This window comes from Microbispora sp. KK1-11, assembly GCF_006874435.1.
In the GTDB taxonomy this organism is placed as follows: Bacteria; Actinomycetota; Actinomycetes; order Streptosporangiales; family Streptosporangiaceae; genus Microbispora; species Microbispora catharanthi.
Window position 1 is genome coordinate 342,201 of the sequence record NZ_VIRJ01000003.1, and the last position, 17,914, is coordinate 360,114.

Here is a 17,914-nt window from a genome sequence, read left to right on the forward strand (position 1 = left end):
GGACGATAAGTACCCGGCGTTTCCCCCGCGTTACCCGCTGATTTCGTATGCGTATCCGGACGGCGGTGAGCCTTCGCTAATGAGTTGTTAACCGCCGGGATTCCGGCGGGAAATACCGCGCGCTCACCTTGGCGGCAGACGGATCGGCGCGGGGACCGCGGCGGCAAGGGAGAGGCATTTGCGTAACTCATTATGGCGCACCGGAGCGGCGTTCACGCTCGCGGCCGTGACGCTCGCGGCCTGTGCCGGACAATCGTCCACGAATGACACAGAAGCCTCGTCCGGCGGCTCTGACACCATCAAAGTGGGCATTCTTCACTCGCTCAGCGGCACGATGGCCATCAGCGAGGTCACGGTCAGGGACGCGGAACTGCTCGCGATCGAAGAGATCAACGCGGCGGGCGGCGTGCTGGGCAAGAAGCTGCAGCCCGTGGTCGAGGACGGCGCGTCCGACTGGCCGACCTTCGCGGAGAAGGCGACCAAGCTCATCGCGCAGGACAGGGTCGCCACCGTCTTCGGCGGCTGGACGTCGGCGAGCCGCAAGGCGATGCTCCCCGTCTTCGAAAAGCGCAAGGCGCTGCTGTGGTATCCGGTCCAGTACGAGGGACTGGAAAGCTCGCCGTACATCTTCTACACGGGCGCGACGACCAACCAGCAGATCGTCCCCGGGCTCGACTATCTGAAGGAGAAGGGCAAGAAGAAGCTCTTCCTCGTGGGCAGCGACTACGTCTTCCCGAGAACCGCGAACAAAATCATCAAGGCGTACGCCGCGGCGAACGGAATGGAGGTGCTCGGCGAGGAGTACACCCCGCTCGGGCACACCGAGTACAGCACGCTCATCAACAAGATCGTCGAGGCGAAGCCGGACGCGGTCTTCAACACCCTGAACGGCGACAGCAACGTCGCGTTCTTCAAGCAGCTCAAGAGCACCGGGATCAGCGCCGACCAGATGCCGGTCATGTCGGTGTCCGTGGCCGAGGAGGAGGTCAAAGGCATCGGGGTCGACAACGTCGCCGGGCAGCTCGTGGCCTGGAACTACTACCAGACGACCGACACCCCGGCCAACGAGAAGTTCGTCGCCGCGTTCAAGGCGAAGTACGGCGCGGACAAGGTGACCTCCGACCCGATGGAGGCCGGATACAACGCCGTCTACCTGTGGGCCGAGGCCGTCAAGAAGGCCGGGACCACCGACGTGGAGGCCGTCAAGAAGGCCGCCGGCGGCGTGTCCCTGGACCGCCCCGAGGGCAAGGTCACCATCGACGGCGACAACCAGCACGTCTACAAGACCGCGCGCATCGGGGTCGTCCAGCCGGACGGCCAGATCAAGGAGGTCTGGAACTCCGGCGAACCGATCAAGCCGGATCCCTACCTCAAGACGTACTCCTGGGCCGGCGGCCTGGTCTGACGGCCGACATGGAGGGAGTGCTCAACCAGCTGCCGATCGGGCTGTCGATCGGAGCGGTCCTGCTGCTCATCGCCCTCGGCCTGACGTTCACGTTCGGGCAGATGGGCGTGGTCAACATGGCCCACGGCGAGTTCATCATGGCGGGCGCCTACACGGCCTACCTGCTCCAGGGCGTGGGCTTCCTGATCGCCCTCCCGGCCGCGTTCGTGGTCGCCGGGCTCATGGGCCTGGCCCTGGAGCGCACGCTGATCCGGCGCTTCTACGGCCGCCCGCTCGACACGCTGCTGCTCACCTGGGGCGTCAGCCTGATGCTCCAGCAACTGGCCCGGGACCTGTTCGGGGCGCCCAACGTGCAGGTGGCCTCGCCCGCCTGGCTGCGCGGCGGCATCGGGATCCTGCCGTACAACCGGCTGTTCATCACGGCGCTCGCCGCGGCGTCGGTGCTCGCGATCTGGGCGTACCTGAACAGGACCGGGCAGGGGCGGCGCATGCGGGCGGTGATGCAGAACAGGAGGCTCGCGGCGACGAGCGGCATCGACACCGGGCGGGTCGACCAGCGGACGTTCTTCATCGGCTCCGGGCTCGCCGGGGTCGCGGGGGTCGCCCTCACGCTGATCGGGCCGGTCGGCCCGGCGCTCGGGACGTACTACATCGTGGACGCGTTCCTCGTGGTCGTCGCGGGCGGCCTGGGCCAGCTTCGCGGGGCGGTGCTGGCCGCGGCCGGCCTCGGCCTGCTGAACTCCTACGCCGAGTTCTGGAGCGACGCCAGCCTCGCCAAGGTGGTGGTCTTCGTGGCGATCATCGGCTTCCTGCAGGTCCGGCCGCAGGGGCTGTTCTTCGTCCGGTCGCGGGCGCTGACATGACGGCGCCGGAGCAGTCCGTACGCCGATGGCAGGGCCCGGCGGTCTTCGCGGCGGTCGCGGTGCTCGCCCTGGTGGCGGCGCCGCTGCTGCTGGAGCCGTTCCGCCTCGGCCTGCTGGCCAAGTATCTCTGCTACGCGATCGTGGCGCTGGGCATCGGCCTTGCCTGGGGACAGGGCGGCATGCTCACGCTCGGGCAGGGGGTGTTCTTCGGCCTCGGCGGCTACGCGATGGGCATGTATCTCAAGCTCAACGACGCCGCCGGGGACCTGCCCGACTTCATGGTCTGGAGCGGGGTGGAGAAGCTGCCGGCGCTGTGGAAGCCATTCGGCAACCCGGTTTTCGCGCTGGCCATGGTCGTCGTGCTGCCGGTCGCGGTCGCGTTGCTGCTCGGCGCGCTGGTGTTCCGCCAGCGCGTACGCGGGGCGTATTTCGCGATCCTCACCCAGGCGCTGGCGGCGGCGCTGGTGATCCTGCTGGTCGGGCAGCAGGGGCTGACCGGCGGCACGAACGGCCTGACCAACTTCTTCGACTTCTTCGGCCAGGATGTGGCGGCCGACGGCACCCAGCGGGGGCTCTATCTGCTCGTCGCGGTCGTGCTCGGGGCGCTCTATCTGGGCGCCGGGCAACTCGTCCGCAGCCGGTTCGGACGGCTGCTGCTGGCGGTCAGGGACGGCGAGGACCGTGTGCGCTTCCTCGGTTACAACCCGGCCACCGTGAAGACGCTGACCTTCGCCGTCTCGGCGGGCATGGCCGGCATCGCGGGGGCGCTGTTCGTGCCCGTGGTCGGCATCATCTCGCCGGCCCTGCTCGGCGTCGTCCCCTCGCTCGAACTCGTCGTCGCCGTGGCGGTCGGCGGTCGGTTCGCGCTGGCCGGCGCGGTGCTCGGCGCGGTCGTCATGGGATACGCGCGGACGTACTTCAGCGAGGAGCTTCCGGACGCCTGGCTCTACCTGCAGGGCGCCCTGTTCGTGCTCGTCATGACGCTCGCGCCCAAGGGCATCGCGGGCCTGACCGCCAATCTCGTACGGAGAAGGGAGGCGAGGACGTGACCGAGTCGCTCCTGGACATCAGGGGGCTGGAAGTCGCCTTCGGCGGCTTCCGGGCGCTCGACGGCGTGGACCTGACCGTCGGCCGGGGCGAGCTGCGCTTCCTGATCGGGCCGAACGGCGCGGGGAAGACCACCCTCATCGACGTGATCACGGGTCTGACCAGGCCCACCGCGGGCTCGGTGCGGTTCGAGGGGCGCGACCTCGTGGGCCGCAGGGAGCACGAGATCGTCCGCCTCGGCGTGGGCCGCACCTTCCAGACCTCGGTGGTCTTCGAGGAGCTCACCGTGCTGGAGAACCTCGACCTGGCCGCGTCGTTCCGCCGCCCGCTGTGGTCGCTGCTGCGCCGCAGGCGCGGGGTGTCGGAGGAGGTCGCGGCGGCGCTGGAGACGACCGGCCTGGCCGGGCTGGCGGGCAGCAGAGCCGGGGTGCTGTCCCACGGGCAGCGGCAGTGGCTGGAGATCGGCATGCTGATCGTCCAGCGGCCCCGGCTGCTGCTGCTCGACGAACCGGTCGCCGGCATGTCCTCCGGCGAACGCGAGCGCACCGGCGAACTGCTCACCGAGGTCGCCCGCGACCACACCGTGGTCGTGGTCGAGCACGACATGGACTTCCTGCGCCGCTACGCCTCCCAGGTCACCGTGCTGCACGAGGGCAGGGTGCTGACGGAGGGCTCGGTCGAGCAGGTGCGGGCCGACCCGCGCGTACAGGAGATCTATCTGGGACGGGCGAGAGAGGGTGCCGAGGATGCTGTCCGTTGAGGGACTGGAGTCGGGGTACGGCCGGGCCCGGGTGCTCTTCGGCGTCTCGCTGGAGGTGCCCGCCGGTCGCCTCGTCTGCGTGATGGGCCGCAACGGGGTCGGCAAGACGACCCTGCTCGACACCGTCATGGGCGTGCTCCCGGCGACCGGCGGGAGGGTGACGTTCGAGGGCAGGGACGTCACCCGGCTGCGCCCGGACCAGCGCGTACGGCTCGGCATGGGCTACGTGCCGCAGGGTCACGACACGTTCCCCCAGCTCAGCGTGATGGACAACCTCCTGGTCACGCTGGAGGCGTCCGCGCACCGGGACCGGGCGGCGCTGGAGGAGGCCCTGGAGGTCTTCCCCCGGCTCAAGCCGCTGCTCAAACGTCCGGCGGGCTTCCTGTCCGGCGGCCAGCAGCAGCAGCTCGCGATGGCCCGGGCCCTGGTCACCCGGCCGAAGCTGCTGATCCTGGACGAGCCGACCGAGGGCATCCAACCGTCGATCATCCTGGAGATCGAGGAGGCCGTCGAACGCCTGCACGCGACCGGTCTCGCGATCCTGCTGGTGGAGCAGTATCTGGACCTCGCGCTGCGGCTGGCCGACGGGTTCGTGATCCTCGACGCCGGCCGGGTCGTCAGGTCCGGCCCCGCACGGGAGCTCCAGGACGAGGAGGTTCACCGCCTGTTGTCCGTCTGAGGCCTGTCGCAGGTCCGGCCCCGCGCTTACCCTGGAGGGGAGGAAGCGATCGCACGTGTGAACGCCTTCGGCCGAGCCGGAGGCTCCGCACCGCCCGCGCGGTGGGGGCCCGTCCGGACCCGGCATTGCGCGCGGCCCGACCGCTTCCTCCACTGTCTCCGGCGCCGCCTCCCGAGCCGGGGCAGGATGGGCGAATGGGTGAGGAACGGATCGACCGGACGGGGCAGTCAGGCGCCGAACTGCTGGCCGCGGCCCGTTCCGGTGACGGCGACGCCTTCGGGCGCCTGGTCGGGCCGTTGCGGGACGAGCTGCGCGCGCACTGCTACCGGATGCTGGGGTCGGTCCACGACGCGGAGGACGCCGTCCAGGACACGCTGGACCGGGCATGGCGCGCTCTGCCGCGGTTCGAGGACCACGAAGGGGACCGCGGATCCGTACGGCCCTGGCTGTACGCGATCGCCACGAACAGGGCGCTGACACTCATCGAACGGCGCGGGCGGCGCGAGCTGCCCGCCGACCTGAGCCCGGGAGGCGTACCGCCGGTCGAGGCGGCGTGGGTCGAGCCGTTCCCGGACCGGCTGATGAGCTGGACGGCGGAGCTGGGCCCGGAGGCCCGCGTCGTGGCGCGGGAGACCGTGGAGCTGGCCTTCGTCGCCGCGCTGCAGCACCTGCCGGCTCGGCAGCGGGCCGTGCTGCTGCTGCGCGACGTCCTCGGCTACGGCGCCGGCGAGGTCGCCGGCCTGCTGGAGACGACCGTCGCCGCGGTCAACAGCGCACTACAGCGGGCCCGCGCCACGCTCGGCCGCCTGGTCCCGCCGGCCACCCAGCAACGGACTCTCGGGCTGCTCGGCGAACCGGCGTGGCGGGAGACGGCCCGGCGGTACGCCGCCGCGTGGGAGGACGCGGACGTGGACGCCATCGTGGCGATGCTGACCCACGACGCGAAGTACTCGATGCCGCCGCTGACGGCCTGGTATCAGGGGCACGAGGGCATCCGCGGCTTCCTGCTGGAGACGGCGGGGAACCGGCGCTGGCGCTTCCTGCCGGCGCGGGCGAACGGGCAGGTCGCGTTCGGCACGTACCTCTGGGACGACGCCCGCGGGGTCTACGCCGCCGCGGGCCTGGACCTGCTCGCGCTGCGCGGGCCGCTGATCGCCGAGGTGGTCTCGTTCCTGGACGCCCACCTGCCGGCCTTCGGCCTGCCGGCGGAACTGACACCCGCCGAGGCGGCGGCGGAGCGATGAGTCCGGCGGTTCCGGCGGGTTGTAGGTGCTGACAGGAGACATCGGCGCGTCAACCCGGAAGGACCCAGCCAGATGACCGACGACCACGAGCGGATCCGCGACCTGATCGAGCGCTGGGCCGAGGCGGTCCACCGCGGCGACATCGACGGGGTCGTCGCCGACCACGCCGGCGACATCGTGATGTTCGACGTGCCGCCGCCGTACGAGGGCGTGCGCGGCCTGGACGCCTACCGCGAGACGTGGCCGCCGTTTTTCGCCTGGCAGGCGCGGGGCGCCTGCTTCGAGATCGAGTCGCTGGACGTGACCGCGGGGGAGGACGTCGCGTTCGCCCACGCCCTGTTGCGCTGCGGCGGCCCGGAAGAGCTCGCGGCGAACCCGCGGATGCGCCTGCGGCTGACGCTCGGCCTGCGCAGGCAGGACGGCCGCTGGGTGATCGCCCACGAACATCACTCGTTCCCGTACGTCGAGCCGGACGCCGATTCCGGAACGGCCGAGGAGGAGGTGCGCGAACTGCACCGCCGGTGGTTCGCCGGCACCGCCGCCGGGGACCTGGACGGCCTCATGACCGGCATCGCCCGCGACGTCGTCTCCTACGAGCACGACGAGCCGCTGCAGCACCGCGGCGTCGAGGCGGTGCGCGAGGTCTGCGCGCGCGGCCTCGACGCCGCCCAGGACGGCGTGAGCTGGGACGTCCCCGACCTCAAGATCCTGGCCAGGCAGGACCTGGCGGTCGCGTGGGGGCTCAACCGCATCCGGGTCGAGCAGGCCGGCGGCGGGAGCACCGAGACATGGTCACGCGGAACCCGCGTGTTCGAGAGGCGAGAGGGCGCGTGGGTGATGATCCACCAGCACCTCTCCTTCCCGTGCGATCCGGACACCGGCGAAGCCAGGACCGACCTGCGCCCGTGATCGGATGTCGAGCCGCCGCGTGGCGTGCGCCGGCTCAAGGGGCCTGAATCTTGCGCAAGGCGTCGGCCGCGCCCGTACTGGCCCTGACCGGCGCGACGGCGGCCGCGACGGCGCCGGTCACGGCGACGGCCACACGGACCCAGAGCGCATCCGCCGGCCCGCGCCCATGGTCAGATGTCGAGCTGCCACTGGTGCCAGGTGTCGAAGACCTCGAAGCCCATGGCCTCGTTGATCGCCAGCATGCGCGGGTTCGCGACCGAGTTCCATGTGATCACCCGCTCTACGGACGGCTCGCACGCGCGGAACCAGGTGATGTTGGCGAGCTTGAGCACCAGGCCGAGTCGCCGGCCGCGGTGCGGCGCGAGGACGGTGGTCGAGCTCTGGCGGGCCCATCCCTCCGGCCGCTCGGCGTCCACCACGAGCTGGGTGAACCCCGCAGGCTCCCCGCCGGCCGTGTGCCGGGCGATCATCGTGTACGTCCGCTGGCCCGCCCGCGCGAGCATCTCCTCGCGGGCGCGCACGCGGTCGGCGGTCCACCGCTGGTCCTCCATCGCGAGGTCGCCCAGCGGCTCGTCGTTCATGCCCTCCGCCAGGGCGGCCATGTCGTCGAGCAGGTCGTCGGGGGTCGGCCCGGCCCACCGTTCGAGCGAGTAGCCCGTGGCGTGCCGTACGGCCCGGGCGCGGAGGAGTTCGAGGCCGGACCAGTCGGCCGTACGCAGATCGAGCACCAGCCGGGTCTCGGTGGAGGCGGGGGAGAATCCACAGGCCTTGGCGAACGCCGTGCCCGGGCCGTCCGCCGCGGCCTCGGCGATCAGGACGCGTCTGCCCTCGTCGCGCGCCCGGCCGATCGCGTGGTCGAGCAGCGCGACGCCGATTCCCTCGCGCCTGCGGCCCGGATGCGTCATCAGCCGGAGCAGTGCGAGGTGCGTGTTGTCGTCCTGAGGCAAATGAAGGATGTAGCCGCCGACGACCTCGTCACCGCCGGCCTGGCCGCCGATGGCCTGGCCGCGGCCGGCGGGGTCGCCATCGGTTCGGCTGCCGTCGCACGCCGCCCAGGCCTCGGCCCGCTCGCCGCCGGACCCGCTCCGGACGCTCGCCGTGAAGTGCCGCCACGACATCGCCGGACCCGGATGGTCGCACGCGCGCGCGATGTCGTACAGACCGGCCAGAGGGGAGTGGCCCGCCGGGCCGTCCGGGTCGTCCTCCCCCTGCTCGGCGCCGTTCTCGATGGGGGCGACGCGCTTCATGTGCATGCCGACAAGAATTCCGCACCCCTTGTCAGGAGCGCGACTGATTTTCACATCGTGGAACGGCGGCGGGTGAGGGCTCTATTGCATGTAGTTCTCGACCTCGTCGACCGGGCGGGGGGAGGCGAAGTCGGGGTCCTCGCCGACGTCGCGCCGGGCGCGGCGCTGGCGCAGCAGGTCCCAGCAGCGGTCGAGCTGCTCTTCCAGCGAGGCGATCCTGTTGTGCTCCTCCTCGGAGGTCAGCTCGCCCGCGACCAGCCGTTCCCGCAAGGAGTGCTCCTCGTCGACCAGCTCGCTGATCCGGCTCAGGATCTCGTCGTCCTTCATGTGGCCTCCTTCGTCACGAGTCACCCTAACCTGGTGCTCCGTCTCGGAATGTGATCGGGTGTCTCGTCCGGCTGAGGGCGTCTGCTAGTCTGCTTGGCATGCTGCGCGGACTCCTTCTTATCCGCCGCGGCGAGGGCCTGTAAGAGGCCGGCTCCCTCGCCGCGGTGCGAGAGTCATGCGCGTCGGCCGCCCTGGTTTCATCCAACGGCGCCCCCTTCCTAACGAACCGACGGCAACGTCGTGCCCGGGGCTCGCCGTGCGCCCGACGAGGAGCAACCATGAATGAGCAGCAGCCCAGTCCCATGCCGTTCCGGCGCTACACGCCGTTCGAGCCCGTACGGCTGACCGACCGCACCTGGCCCGACAAGGTCATCACCGAGGCGCCCCGCTGGTGCGCGGTGGACCTGCGCGACGGCAACCAGGCGCTGATCGACCCCATGGACGCCGACCGCAAGCTGAAGATGTTCGATCTGCTGGTCCGGATGGGTTACAAGGAGATCGAGGTCGGCTTCCCCGCCGCGTCGCAGACCGACTACGACTTCGTCCGCCAGATCATCGAGGAGGAGCGCATCCCCTCCGACGTGGTCATCCAGGTGCTGACGCAGGCCCGGCCCGAGCTGATCGAGCGGACCTTCGAGTCGCTGCGCGGCGCCCGCCAGGCGATCGTCCACCTGTACAACTCCACCTCCACCCTCCAGCGCCGGGTCGTCTTCGGCCAGGACAGGGACGGCATCACGGCGATCGCCGTCGAGGGCGCCAAGCTGTGCAAGAAGCTGGCGGCCGAGATGGAGGGCACGGACATCTACTTCCAGTACTCGCCCGAGTCCTTCACCGGCACCGAGCTGGAGTACGCCGTCGAGGTCTGCAACGCCGTCAACGACGTGTGGCAGCCCACCCCCGACCACAAGGTGATCGTCAACCTGCCGGCGACGGTCGAGATGGCCACCCCCAACGTGTACGCCGACCAGATCGAGTGGATGCACCGCAACCTGGCGTACCGGGACTCGGTGGTGCTGTCCCTGCACCCGCACAACGACCGCGGCACCGCCGTCGCCGCCGCCGAGCTGGGCTACATGGCCGGCGCCGACCGCATCGAGGGCTGCCTGTTCGGCAACGGCGAGCGGACCGGCAACGTCTGCCTGGTCACGCTGGGGATGAACCTGTTCTCGCAGGGCGTCGACCCGGAGATCGACTTCTCGGACATGGACGAGATCCGGCGCGTGGTCGAGCACTGCAACCAGCTGCCCGTGCACCCCCGCCACCCGTGGGGCGGCGAGCTGGTCTACACGGCCTTCTCCGGCTCCCACCAGGACGCCATCAAGAAGGGCCTCGAGCACCTGGAGCGCGACGCGGCCGCCGCCGGAGTGCCGGTCGACGAGTTCACCTGGGCCGTGCCGTACCTGCCGATCGACCCCAAGGACATCGGCCGCACGTACGAGGCCGTGATCCGCGTCAACAGCCAGTCGGGCAAGGGCGGCGTCGCCTACATCATGAAGGCCGACCACCAGCTCGACCTGCCGCGCCGCCTGCAGATCGAGTTCTCCCGCGTCATCCAGGCCCGTACGGACGCCGAGGGCGGAGAGGTCACGGCCGCCGAGATGTGGGAGCGGTTCGCCGACGAGTACCTGCCGAACCCGGCGAGCCCCTGGGGCCGCCTGGGCCTGCTGGCCCACCGGCACACCTCCACCGTGGACGACAAGGACGCGATCAACGCCGACGTGCGGGTCGACGGCCAGATCCGGGAGATCGAGGGCGTCGGCAACGGCCCCATCTCGGCCTTCTGCGACGCGCTGGAGAGCATCGGGGTGCCGGTGCGGGTCCTCGACTACACCGAGCACGCGATGAGCGCGGGCGCCGACGCCAAGGCCGCGTCGTACGTGGAGTGCGAGGTCGGCGGGCCGAACGGCACGCAGGTCCTGTGGGGCGTCGGCATCGACGCGAACACGACGACCGCCTCGCTCAAGGCCATCATCTCCGCCGTCAACCGCGCCACCCGCGCCTGACAGCCTCCTGAATCTCACAGTGATGCGGCAGGACCTGCTGTCTCGCTGCCCGTGATCTTGCGCAAAAACGCAAGCGCACGCCCTGACCGGCCCACAAGGCCGTCGTGAAACACGCGAAAGGCGGCAACCGGGAGATCCCCGACTGCCGCCTTTCGCATGTCTCGTGACCGACACGGTTGCTTGACGCGGGTGCTCACCATTCGCCGGCGCTTGCCGCTGGTTGATCCGCGTACCATGATCTGTTCATGTTCGCCCTGATCACGCTGCTCCTGATGCTGGGGGGATTCATCTGCCTGGCCCTGGCCGTCTTCAAGGAGAACGACCGAAGCAGGCTGATAGCCGCCGGCCTCGCGTGCTGGCTACTGCCTGAACTGATCCAACGCGTCTACGAGCTGCTGATACTGCAGCAGTAGATCCCTGGCATGCCTCGTGCGCGGCTTGCCGCCGGTGGTGGCTGCTCCGGGCACGGGCTCGATGGCGTCGCGGCCAGGAGGACCAGGGCACAGGCGGGGTCGTTTGGCGCTCTGATATCTTTCACGAGTAAAACACTTGCGAAAGAACGGGGGATCATGAGGCCGGCGATGCGAGGGCGGCTGCCGTTGCGAGGGGTGTTCCGGATCGGCGGGCTGGGGGACGTCTGGCACAAACACGCGCTCAGCTCGGTCATCACCCTCGCCGTGCCGGACACGGTCCTCCTCCTGCTGGACCGTCTGGACCTGGCCGTCTACACCTCCGCCGGAGCCATGTGCGCCCTCTACGCGCACGGCCTGCCGTACCGGGTCCGGGCCCGGACCCTGCTCGGCGTCGCGACGGGCATGGTCGCCAGCGTGGGTGTCGCGCTCACCGCGGCCGGGCTCACCCGGTCGGCCCCCGTCCTGGTCCTGGTGGCGGCACTGCTCGCCGCCGCGCACAAGGTGGCGTGCGACGCGGCCCGGATCGGGCCGCCGGGGAATCTGATCTTCACCTTCACGAGCGCGACCTGCGCGTTCCTGCCGCAGCGGCTCGGAGAGATCCCCCTCCACCTCGCTCTCGTCGCGGCCGCCGCCGCGCTCGCCTGGCTGGTCTGCATGGCGCCCGCGCTCATGCGGCCAGAAGGGCCCCAGCGAACGGCGGTGGCCCGCGCCCTGGAGGCGGCCGCACGGCTCGCCCACACGGAGGGTCCGGCGGCCGCCCGCGCCCGGCACGACGCGGCGGCGGCGGTGAACGCGGCCTGGCACACGCTGCTCCCCTCGCCCGAGGGGCCGGGCAGGCACGCGCTCGAACGCCTCCTGGCCGGCGTGGAGGCGTCCCTCCCCGCCGTGTCCCGCGACGAGGCCGCTCGCTTCGCGAGCTGGGCCGCCGAGGTGCGCCGCAACCGCCCGGTGCCCGAGGTGAGTCTCGGTGAGAAGGGCGCCGCCGGGCTCGCGGGCGTCGCACTGGAACGGGCGGCGCCGGGCGGGCCCGGCCCGCTGCGCATGTTCCACCCCGCCTCGCCGCTTTTCCCGATCGGCGTACGCGTCGCCGTCGGGTCCTCCCTCGCCGGGCTGGTCTCGCTGGCGGTGGGAGTCGGCCACCCGTACTGGGCGGTGGTCACGGCCGCATCCGTCTTCCAGGCCAACGCCACGCTGTCGTGGCAACGGGCCCTGCAGCGCGCCCTGGGCAGTGTGGTCGGCCTGCTCGTCTTCACGGCGCTGCTTCCGGTCGGCCGTACGGGCGCGCTCGCCCTCATCCTGCTCACGCTGGTCCTGCAGTTCTGCACCGAGGCGCTGATGACCCGCAACTACTGGCTGGGGACGGTGTGCGTGACGCCGATGGCCCTCCTGCTCACCGAGTTGCCCGGGTATCAGCCCGGGTGGCGGCTGATCAGCGACCGCTGGCTGGACACGGCTGTCGGCGTCGCGGCGGGCCTGCTCGGCTGCCTGCTGGTCACCAACCGGCGCAGCGCCGGACGGATCGACGCGGCGCTGCGGCGCGTGGCCCATGCCCAGGCGGCTGCCCGGCGTCTGCTGGCGGTCGGCACTCATGAGCCGGGAGAGACCGCGCGGGTCCGCGGCGCGCTCGTCGACGCCCTGGTGGAGCTGCGCCGGGCCGCCGACGTGGCGGCCGGCGAGTGGTGGCAGCGCGCGCTGCCGGAGGAGCAGGTCGCCCGGGCCGAGCACGAGGGGCACCGCCTGCTGGCGAGGCTGGCCGCAGCGGCTCGGGATAGAGTCGGCTGCGAACGGACCCAGAGCTGAGGAATCGGGGCGTGGAGGACATCGCCGAGGAGGCGCCCGAGAGCGTCGCAGAGGACGTCGTCGCGCAGGTGATACGTCAGTGGCGACGCGTCCACCCCGAGCTGGACACCGCGCCGATCGCCGTGATCGGCCGCCTCACGCGGTGCGTGTTGCTGCTCCAGCAGGCCGGTGACGCGCCCCTCCGGGAGTACGGGCTCACCCGGCCGGAGTTCGACGTCCTCGCCGCCCTGCGGCGGCTCGGCCGGGAGCTCACCCCGGGCCGGATCGCCAAGGAGACCTTCGCTTCGGGGGCGGCCGTCACCAAGCGGCTGCGGGCACTGGAGGAGCGCGGGCTGGTGAGCCGCCGCCTCGATGACCGCGACCGGCGGGTCTCCCACCTCGCGCTCACCGACGAGGGCCGCGCGCTCACCGACCGGCTCCTGCCGCGCCAGCTGCGTTACGAGAGCGATCTGCTGGCGGCGATGAGCGGCGACCGGCGGCGTGAGCTGGGAGACCTGCTCGGCGAGCTGCTCCTCCTGCTGGAAGGACGCCTCGGCGCCCGCCAGCTCTGACCGCGAGCGACCCGCTCGTGGTCGGCACACCGGGCCGATGCGGTCGAGGACGGCACGAGGCCGAGCGGTGTCGCCTACTCGGGCAGGCCGAGAAGGCGGCCCAGGCAGGTCATGTTGTGCTCGAACAGCTCGGTCCGGTGGGTGATCGTGTTGTTGAACTGGCCGAAGATCTCGAAGCTGACCATCCCGAACAGGCCCGTCCAGACGACGATCGCCCGCGTGACCACGTCGTCCGGCACGTCCGGCATCAGCGACCGTACGATCTCCGCGTCCTCCGCCAGGATCGCGGGTGGCGGCGGGCAGATCGGGGGAGGGGCGAGCCTGCCCGCGCGGTGGGCGTCGGCGACGATCCGCCCGTACACGGCCGTGTCCCGCACCGCCGGCGCGACGGTGTCCTGCGGCGCGGCGTAGCCCGGCACGGGTGAGCCGTACAGCAGGGCGTACTCGTGCGGATGGGCCAGGGCCCACTCGCGGACGGCCCGGCAGGCGGCGAGCCATCGTCCGGTGAAGTCGTCGCGCGCGCAGGCGGCGTCGGCGCGCTCGACGGCCTCCCCGAGGGCGTTGTATCCGTCGATGATCAGCGCGGTCAGCAGGTCGTCGCGGCTGGGGAAGTAGCGGTAGATCGCCGAGGAGACCATCCCCATCTCGCGGGCCACCGCCCGCAGGGACAGGCCCGTGGCCCCCTCCGTCGCCAGATGCCGCCGGGCGATGTCCGTGATCTCCCTGATCAGCTCCGCTCTCACCCGCTCCCGCGCGGTCCTGCTCGCATTCATGTGGTCAGGTTAACAGAGCACCTGAGCGATTGGAGAGCGGTGCTCTTGACGGAAGCCGCTCCAATGAGAGAGCATTGCTCTCGTAACGGAGCGATGAATGCAAGGAGTGCCGATGCTCACCGTGGCCAAGGGCGTGATCCCCGCAGTGATGTTCTTCCTGGAACTGGGCGTGCTGATCTCGCTGGGCTACTGGGGGTTCACCCTTGAGGCGAACGTCCTGGTGAAGATCCTTCTGGGACTCGGTGGGCCGGCCGTGTTCGCCACGCTCTGGGGGTTGTTCATGGCGGGCGGCAAGGCGCCGCACCAGCTGCACGGCATCGCCCGGGCCGGCTTCGAGGTCGTGTGGTTCGGCGCGGGGGCGGCCGCACTGGCGGCCTCCGGGCTCGTCACCGCGGGTGTGGTGTTCGCGGTCGTGTACGTCGTGGACGGCGTGCTGCGGCTGCTGACGGATCAGGTCTGAAGGAGAAACGATGGGCAGGCATGTGATCGTCGGGGCTGGACAGGTCGGCGGCGGGCTCGCCGAGACGCTGGCGGAGCGCGGGCACGAGGTGATCCTCGTCACCCGCTCGGGCTCAGGCCCGAAGCGTCCGGGCATCTCGCCGGTCGCCGCGGACGCGGCGGACGCCGCCGTCATGCGGCGGCTCGCCGAGGGCGCGGACGCGCTCTACAACTGCGCCAACCCGCGCTACCACCGGTGGCCCCTGGACTGGCCGCCGATCGCGGCCTCGCTGCTGGCCGCCGCGGAGTCGTCCGGGGCCGTCCTGGTCACCCTGGGCAACCTGTACGGGTACGGCCCGGTGGACGGGCCGATGACCGAGGACCTGCCGCTCGCGGCGACGGGCACCAAGGGCAGGGTCAGGGCACGGATGTGGGAGGAGATGCGGGCCGCCCACGAGGCCGGCCGGGTGCGGGTCACCGAGGTGCGCGGCTCGGACTACTACGGGCCGCGGTCGTCCGACCAGTCGTACGTGGGGCCGCGGCTCCTGGAGCCCCTGCTCGCGGGCAAGACCGCCATCGTCATCAGCGACCCCGACATCCCGCACAGCTGGACGTACCTGCCCGACGTCGTGCGGGCGCTGGCGGCGGCCGCGGAGGAGGAGCGCGCGTGGGGCCGGCCCTGGCACGTCCCGACCGCGCCGCCCTTCACCATGCGGCAGTACGCCGAGACGGTGTGCGCCGCCGCGGGCGCCCCGGCGCCGCGCCTGCGGCGGCTGCCGTCGTGGATGCTGAAGGCGGGGGGCCTCGCATCGCCGTTCCTGCGCGAGCTGGGGGAGACCCGTTATCAGTTCGACCGGCCGTACGTGCTCGACTCCTCCGCCTCCCAGGCGGTCCTCGGGTTCGCGCCGACGCCGGTCGAGGACGGGGTGAAGGAGACGGTGGCGTGGTGGCGGGGGCGCTGAAAAGCGCCGGAAGGACGCCGATAGTCTCCCCGGCATGAGAGTTGGGATCATCGGCCTGGGCGACATCGCGGAGAAGGCCTACCTGCCCGTGCTGGCGGCGACGCCGGGCATCGAGCCGCTGCTGTGCACCCGCGACCGGGCGGTTCTGGACCGGCTCGGCGACGCGTACCGGATCGGCGCGCGCTTCACCTCGGTGGACGGCCTCGTCGGGGCGGGGATCGACGCGGCGTTCGTGCACGCGGCCACCAGCGCGCACGTCCCGATCGTGACCACGCTGCTGGAGGCGGGCGTGCACGTCTACGTGGACAAGCCGCTCGCCTACGACGCCGCCGCCTCCGCCGGGCTCGTACGGCTGGCCCGCGAGCGGAACAGGTCGCTGATGGTCGGGTTCAACCGCAGGCGCGCCCCCGCGTACGCCGCCTTGCGCGACCTGCCGCGGGACGTGATCGTGATGCAGAAGAACCGGCGTGACCTGCCCGGCGACCCGCGGACAATGATCTTCGACGACTTCGTCCACGTGGCCGACACGCTGCGCTTCCTCGCCCCCGGGCCGATCACCGACACCGCGATCAGGACCAGGGTGCGCGACGGCCTGCTCGAACACGTGGTGCTGACGCTCGGCGGCGACGGGTTCACCGCCGTCGGCGTGATGAGCCGCACCAGCGGCGCGGCCGAGGAGACCTGCGAGGTCATGGGCGGCGGCGGGAAGCGGCGGGTCGTCAACCTCGGCGACGTGGTGGCCCTCGGCGGGGACGAGGTCCTCACGAGGCGTGGCGACTGGGTCCCGGCGACGCGGCAGCGCGGCATCGAGCAGATCTGCCAGGAGTTCCTCGCCGCGGTCCGGGAGGGCCGGATCCTCACGGCCGACGACGCCCTGGTGACCCACGAGCTGTGCGAGCAGATCGTGCTGACCGCGACGAAGACAGCGGACTCGGCCTGACCGCCTCCCGGAAGCCGCATATTCCCGGGAGGCGGTCATCGTCGCCGTCCAAAAGGGGCGTCAGGGGTAGAGGCCCCGCATCCGGTGGGCCTCGGCCACCCGCCCCACCCCGATCGCGTGGGCGGCCTGGCGGAGCGTGAGGTCGCGCTCCGCGGCCAGGTCCGCGACCGCCCGATAGGCGTTCTCCATCAGGTCGCGGAGCTTCACCTCGACCTCCCCAGCGCTCCAGGAGTACGCCTGGGTGTTCTGCACCCACTCCAGATAGGACACGATCACTCCGCCGGCGTTGGCCAGGATGTCGGGGACCACCGTGATCCCGTTGCCGGCCAGGATCAGGTCGGCCTCGGGCGTGGTGGGCCCGTTGGCGCCCTCCACGACCAGGCGGGCCCGTACGCGCGGCGCGTTGTCCGCCGTGATCACGCCTTCGAGCGCGGCCGGCACCAGCACGTCCACGTCGAGTTCGAGCAGCTCGTCGTGGGAGAGCGGGTCGGCGTCGCGGTAGCCGTGGACCGTCCCGGTCTCGGCGGCGTGGGCGCGCAGCGCGGCGACGTCGAGGCCGGAGGGCCGGACGACCGCGCCGCCCGCGTCGGAGACGGCCACGACACGGCAGCCGGCGTCGGCGAGGTACTGCGCGGCGAGCGCGCCCACCTTGCCGAAGCCCTGCACCGCCACGGTCGCGCCCTCGGGGCTGTGCGCCCTGCCTGTCTGGGCCAGCGCCTGCAGCGCGGCGATCTGCACCCCGCGCGAGGTCGCGCCCGCGCGGCCGAGCGACCCGCCGAGCGCCGTGGGCTTGCCGGTCACCACGCCCGGGACCGAGTAGCCCGCGTTGGCGCTGTAGGTGTCCATGATCCAGGCCATGGTCTGCTCGTCGGTGCCCACGTCGGGCGCGGGGATGTCCTTTTCCGGGCCGATGAGCGGCAGGATCTCGTTGACGTAGCGCCGGGTGACGCGTTCGAGCTCGCGGGTGGTCAGCGTGGCCGGGTCCACCGCGACGCCGCCCTTCGCCCCGCCGTACGGGATGCCGACGAGGGCGCACTTCCACGTCATCCACATGGCGAGGGCGGTGACCTCGGCGAGATCGGTGGCGGGGTGGAAACGGATGCCGCCCTTGGCCGGTCCGCGCGACAGGTTGTGCTGCACGCGGTGGCCCTGGACCACCTCCAGGCGGCCGTCCTCGCGCCGTACGGGCACGGAGACCGTCAGCGAGCGGCGGGGCGTGGCGAGCATGTGGTGCATGCCGTCGTCGAGGCCGAGGAAGCGGGACGCCTCGGCGAGCTGGAAGCGGGCGGCGGCGAGGGCGCGCTCACCCAGTGACGGGGCGGCGAGGGCGCGCTCACCCAGTGAGGGGCCATGGCGGTCGGGGATCGGGGACCGAACCCCCGACGCCGTTGTCGGGAAGTCCGTGATGGTCATTCTGTTGTTCTCCTGTCGGAAGGGTGGCCGTCCCCCGGACCCCGCGTGCCGTCGTCGTTGACGGCCGCGAAAGGCGGCCCGGGAGGAGCGACATCTGGATCAAACCGTGGGCCGGGTGATCGCGATATAGGCCAATACGG

18 protein-coding genes are annotated in these 17,914 nt (G+C 71.5%); 14 read left to right on the forward strand and 4 right to left on the reverse strand.

All coding sequences use genetic code 11. The features are described 5' to 3' along the window. The first annotated feature begins 178 nt into the window (after positions 1 to 178). From urtA to FLW16_RS07165, 7 genes are all read left to right on the forward strand, one after another. Positions 179 to 1,405, forward strand: coding sequence for an urea ABC transporter substrate-binding protein (gene urtA, locus FLW16_RS07135; RefSeq protein ID WP_185949296.1), 1,227 nt, complete (start codon positions 179 to 181; stop codon positions 1,403 to 1,405). Positions 1,406 to 1,413: 8 nt separating this feature from the next. Further along, positions 1,414 to 2,268, forward strand: coding sequence for an urea ABC transporter permease subunit UrtB (urtB, locus tag FLW16_RS07140; protein WP_142558877.1), 855 nt, complete (start codon positions 1,414 to 1,416; stop codon positions 2,266 to 2,268). Beyond that, positions 2,265 to 3,317, forward strand: a complete 1,053-nt coding sequence (urtC, locus tag FLW16_RS07145; protein WP_142558878.1) for an urea ABC transporter permease subunit UrtC — start codon at positions 2,265 to 2,267, stop codon at positions 3,315 to 3,317. The genes urtB and urtC overlap by 4 nt, the downstream gene beginning before the upstream one ends. After that, entirely contained in the window at positions 3,314 to 4,075 is a 762-nt protein-coding gene (gene urtD / locus FLW16_RS07150; RefSeq protein ID WP_142558880.1) for an urea ABC transporter ATP-binding protein UrtD, read from the forward strand. The genes urtC and urtD overlap by 4 nt, the downstream gene beginning before the upstream one ends. Next, a complete protein-coding gene (gene urtE, locus FLW16_RS07155; RefSeq protein ID WP_079312194.1) occupies positions 4,062 to 4,754 on the forward strand; it encodes an urea ABC transporter ATP-binding subunit UrtE in 693 nt (230 codons plus the stop codon). Before urtD ends, urtE begins: the two co-directional genes overlap by 14 nt. Before the next feature lie 194 nt (positions 4,755 to 4,948). Further along, on the forward strand, positions 4,949 to 5,998 hold the full coding sequence (locus FLW16_RS07160; RefSeq protein ID WP_142558881.1) for a sigma-70 family RNA polymerase sigma factor: 1,050 nt from the start codon (positions 4,949 to 4,951) through the stop codon (positions 5,996 to 5,998). A 72-nt stretch (positions 5,999 to 6,070) separates the two neighbouring features. Then, a complete protein-coding gene (locus FLW16_RS07165; protein ID WP_142558883.1) occupies positions 6,071 to 6,907 on the forward strand; it encodes an SgcJ/EcaC family oxidoreductase in 837 nt (278 codons plus the stop codon). 170 nt (positions 6,908 to 7,077) lie between these two features. Here FLW16_RS07165 and FLW16_RS07170 read toward each other — a convergent pair whose 3' ends face one another. Both FLW16_RS07170 and FLW16_RS07175 read right to left on the reverse strand, forming a co-directional pair. After that, positions 7,078 to 8,160, reverse strand: coding sequence for an N-acetyltransferase (locus FLW16_RS07170; RefSeq protein ID WP_142558886.1), 1,083 nt, complete (start codon positions 8,158 to 8,160; stop codon positions 7,078 to 7,080). 75 nt (positions 8,161 to 8,235) lie between these two features. Further along, positions 8,236 to 8,481, reverse strand: coding sequence for a DUF2630 family protein (locus FLW16_RS07175; RefSeq protein ID WP_142558889.1), 246 nt, complete (start codon positions 8,479 to 8,481; stop codon positions 8,236 to 8,238). 278 nt (positions 8,482 to 8,759) lie between these two features. Here FLW16_RS07175 and leuA point away from each other — a divergent pair, with 278 nt between their 5' ends. From leuA to FLW16_RS07190, 4 genes are all read left to right on the forward strand, one after another. Beyond that, positions 8,760 to 10,484, forward strand: coding sequence for a 2-isopropylmalate synthase (gene leuA / locus FLW16_RS07180; RefSeq protein ID WP_142558891.1), 1,725 nt, complete (start codon positions 8,760 to 8,762; stop codon positions 10,482 to 10,484). Positions 10,485 to 10,729: 245 nt separating this feature from the next. After that, positions 10,730 to 10,897, forward strand: coding sequence for a hypothetical protein (locus tag FLW16_RS43515; protein WP_185949297.1), 168 nt, complete (start codon positions 10,730 to 10,732; stop codon positions 10,895 to 10,897). Positions 10,898 to 11,065: 168 nt separating this feature from the next. After that, on the forward strand, positions 11,066 to 12,697 hold the full coding sequence (locus FLW16_RS07185; protein WP_260614973.1) for an FUSC family protein: 1,632 nt from the start codon (positions 11,066 to 11,068) through the stop codon (positions 12,695 to 12,697). Positions 12,698 to 12,708: 11 nt separating this feature from the next. Further along, complete coding sequence (locus FLW16_RS07190) at positions 12,709 to 13,248, forward strand: MarR family winged helix-turn-helix transcriptional regulator (RefSeq protein ID WP_260614974.1); 540 nt, start codon at positions 12,709 to 12,711, stop codon at positions 13,246 to 13,248. Positions 13,249 to 13,322: 74 nt separating this feature from the next. On the opposite strand, the gene FLW16_RS07195 is transcribed toward FLW16_RS07190, so the two are convergent. Next, on the reverse strand, positions 13,323 to 14,021 hold the full coding sequence (locus FLW16_RS07195) for a TetR/AcrR family transcriptional regulator (RefSeq protein WP_142558897.1): 699 nt from the start codon (positions 14,019 to 14,021) through the stop codon (positions 13,323 to 13,325). A 112-nt stretch (positions 14,022 to 14,133) separates the two neighbouring features. Between FLW16_RS07195 and FLW16_RS07200 the strand changes: the two genes are divergently transcribed. From FLW16_RS07200 to FLW16_RS07210, 3 genes are read left to right on the forward strand one after another with little or no spacing between them, the layout of a single operon-like run. Then, entirely contained in the window at positions 14,134 to 14,481 is a 348-nt protein-coding gene (locus FLW16_RS07200) for a YrdB family protein (RefSeq protein ID WP_142558899.1), read from the forward strand. A 10-nt stretch (positions 14,482 to 14,491) separates the two neighbouring features. Then, positions 14,492 to 15,421, forward strand: a complete 930-nt coding sequence (locus tag FLW16_RS07205) for an NAD-dependent epimerase/dehydratase family protein (protein WP_142558901.1) — start codon at positions 14,492 to 14,494, stop codon at positions 15,419 to 15,421. 34 nt (positions 15,422 to 15,455) lie between these two features. Beyond that, positions 15,456 to 16,361 (forward strand): Gfo/Idh/MocA family protein, encoded by a 906-nt coding sequence (locus FLW16_RS07210; protein ID WP_142558903.1) that lies wholly within the window; start codon positions 15,456 to 15,458, stop codon positions 16,359 to 16,361. Positions 16,362 to 16,421: 60 nt separating this feature from the next. Here FLW16_RS07210 and FLW16_RS07215 read toward each other — a convergent pair whose 3' ends face one another. Further along, positions 16,422 to 17,774 (reverse strand): Glu/Leu/Phe/Val dehydrogenase, encoded by a 1,353-nt coding sequence (locus tag FLW16_RS07215; RefSeq protein ID WP_142558905.1) that lies wholly within the window; start codon positions 17,772 to 17,774, stop codon positions 16,422 to 16,424. Positions 17,775 to 17,914 lie beyond the last annotated feature (140 nt).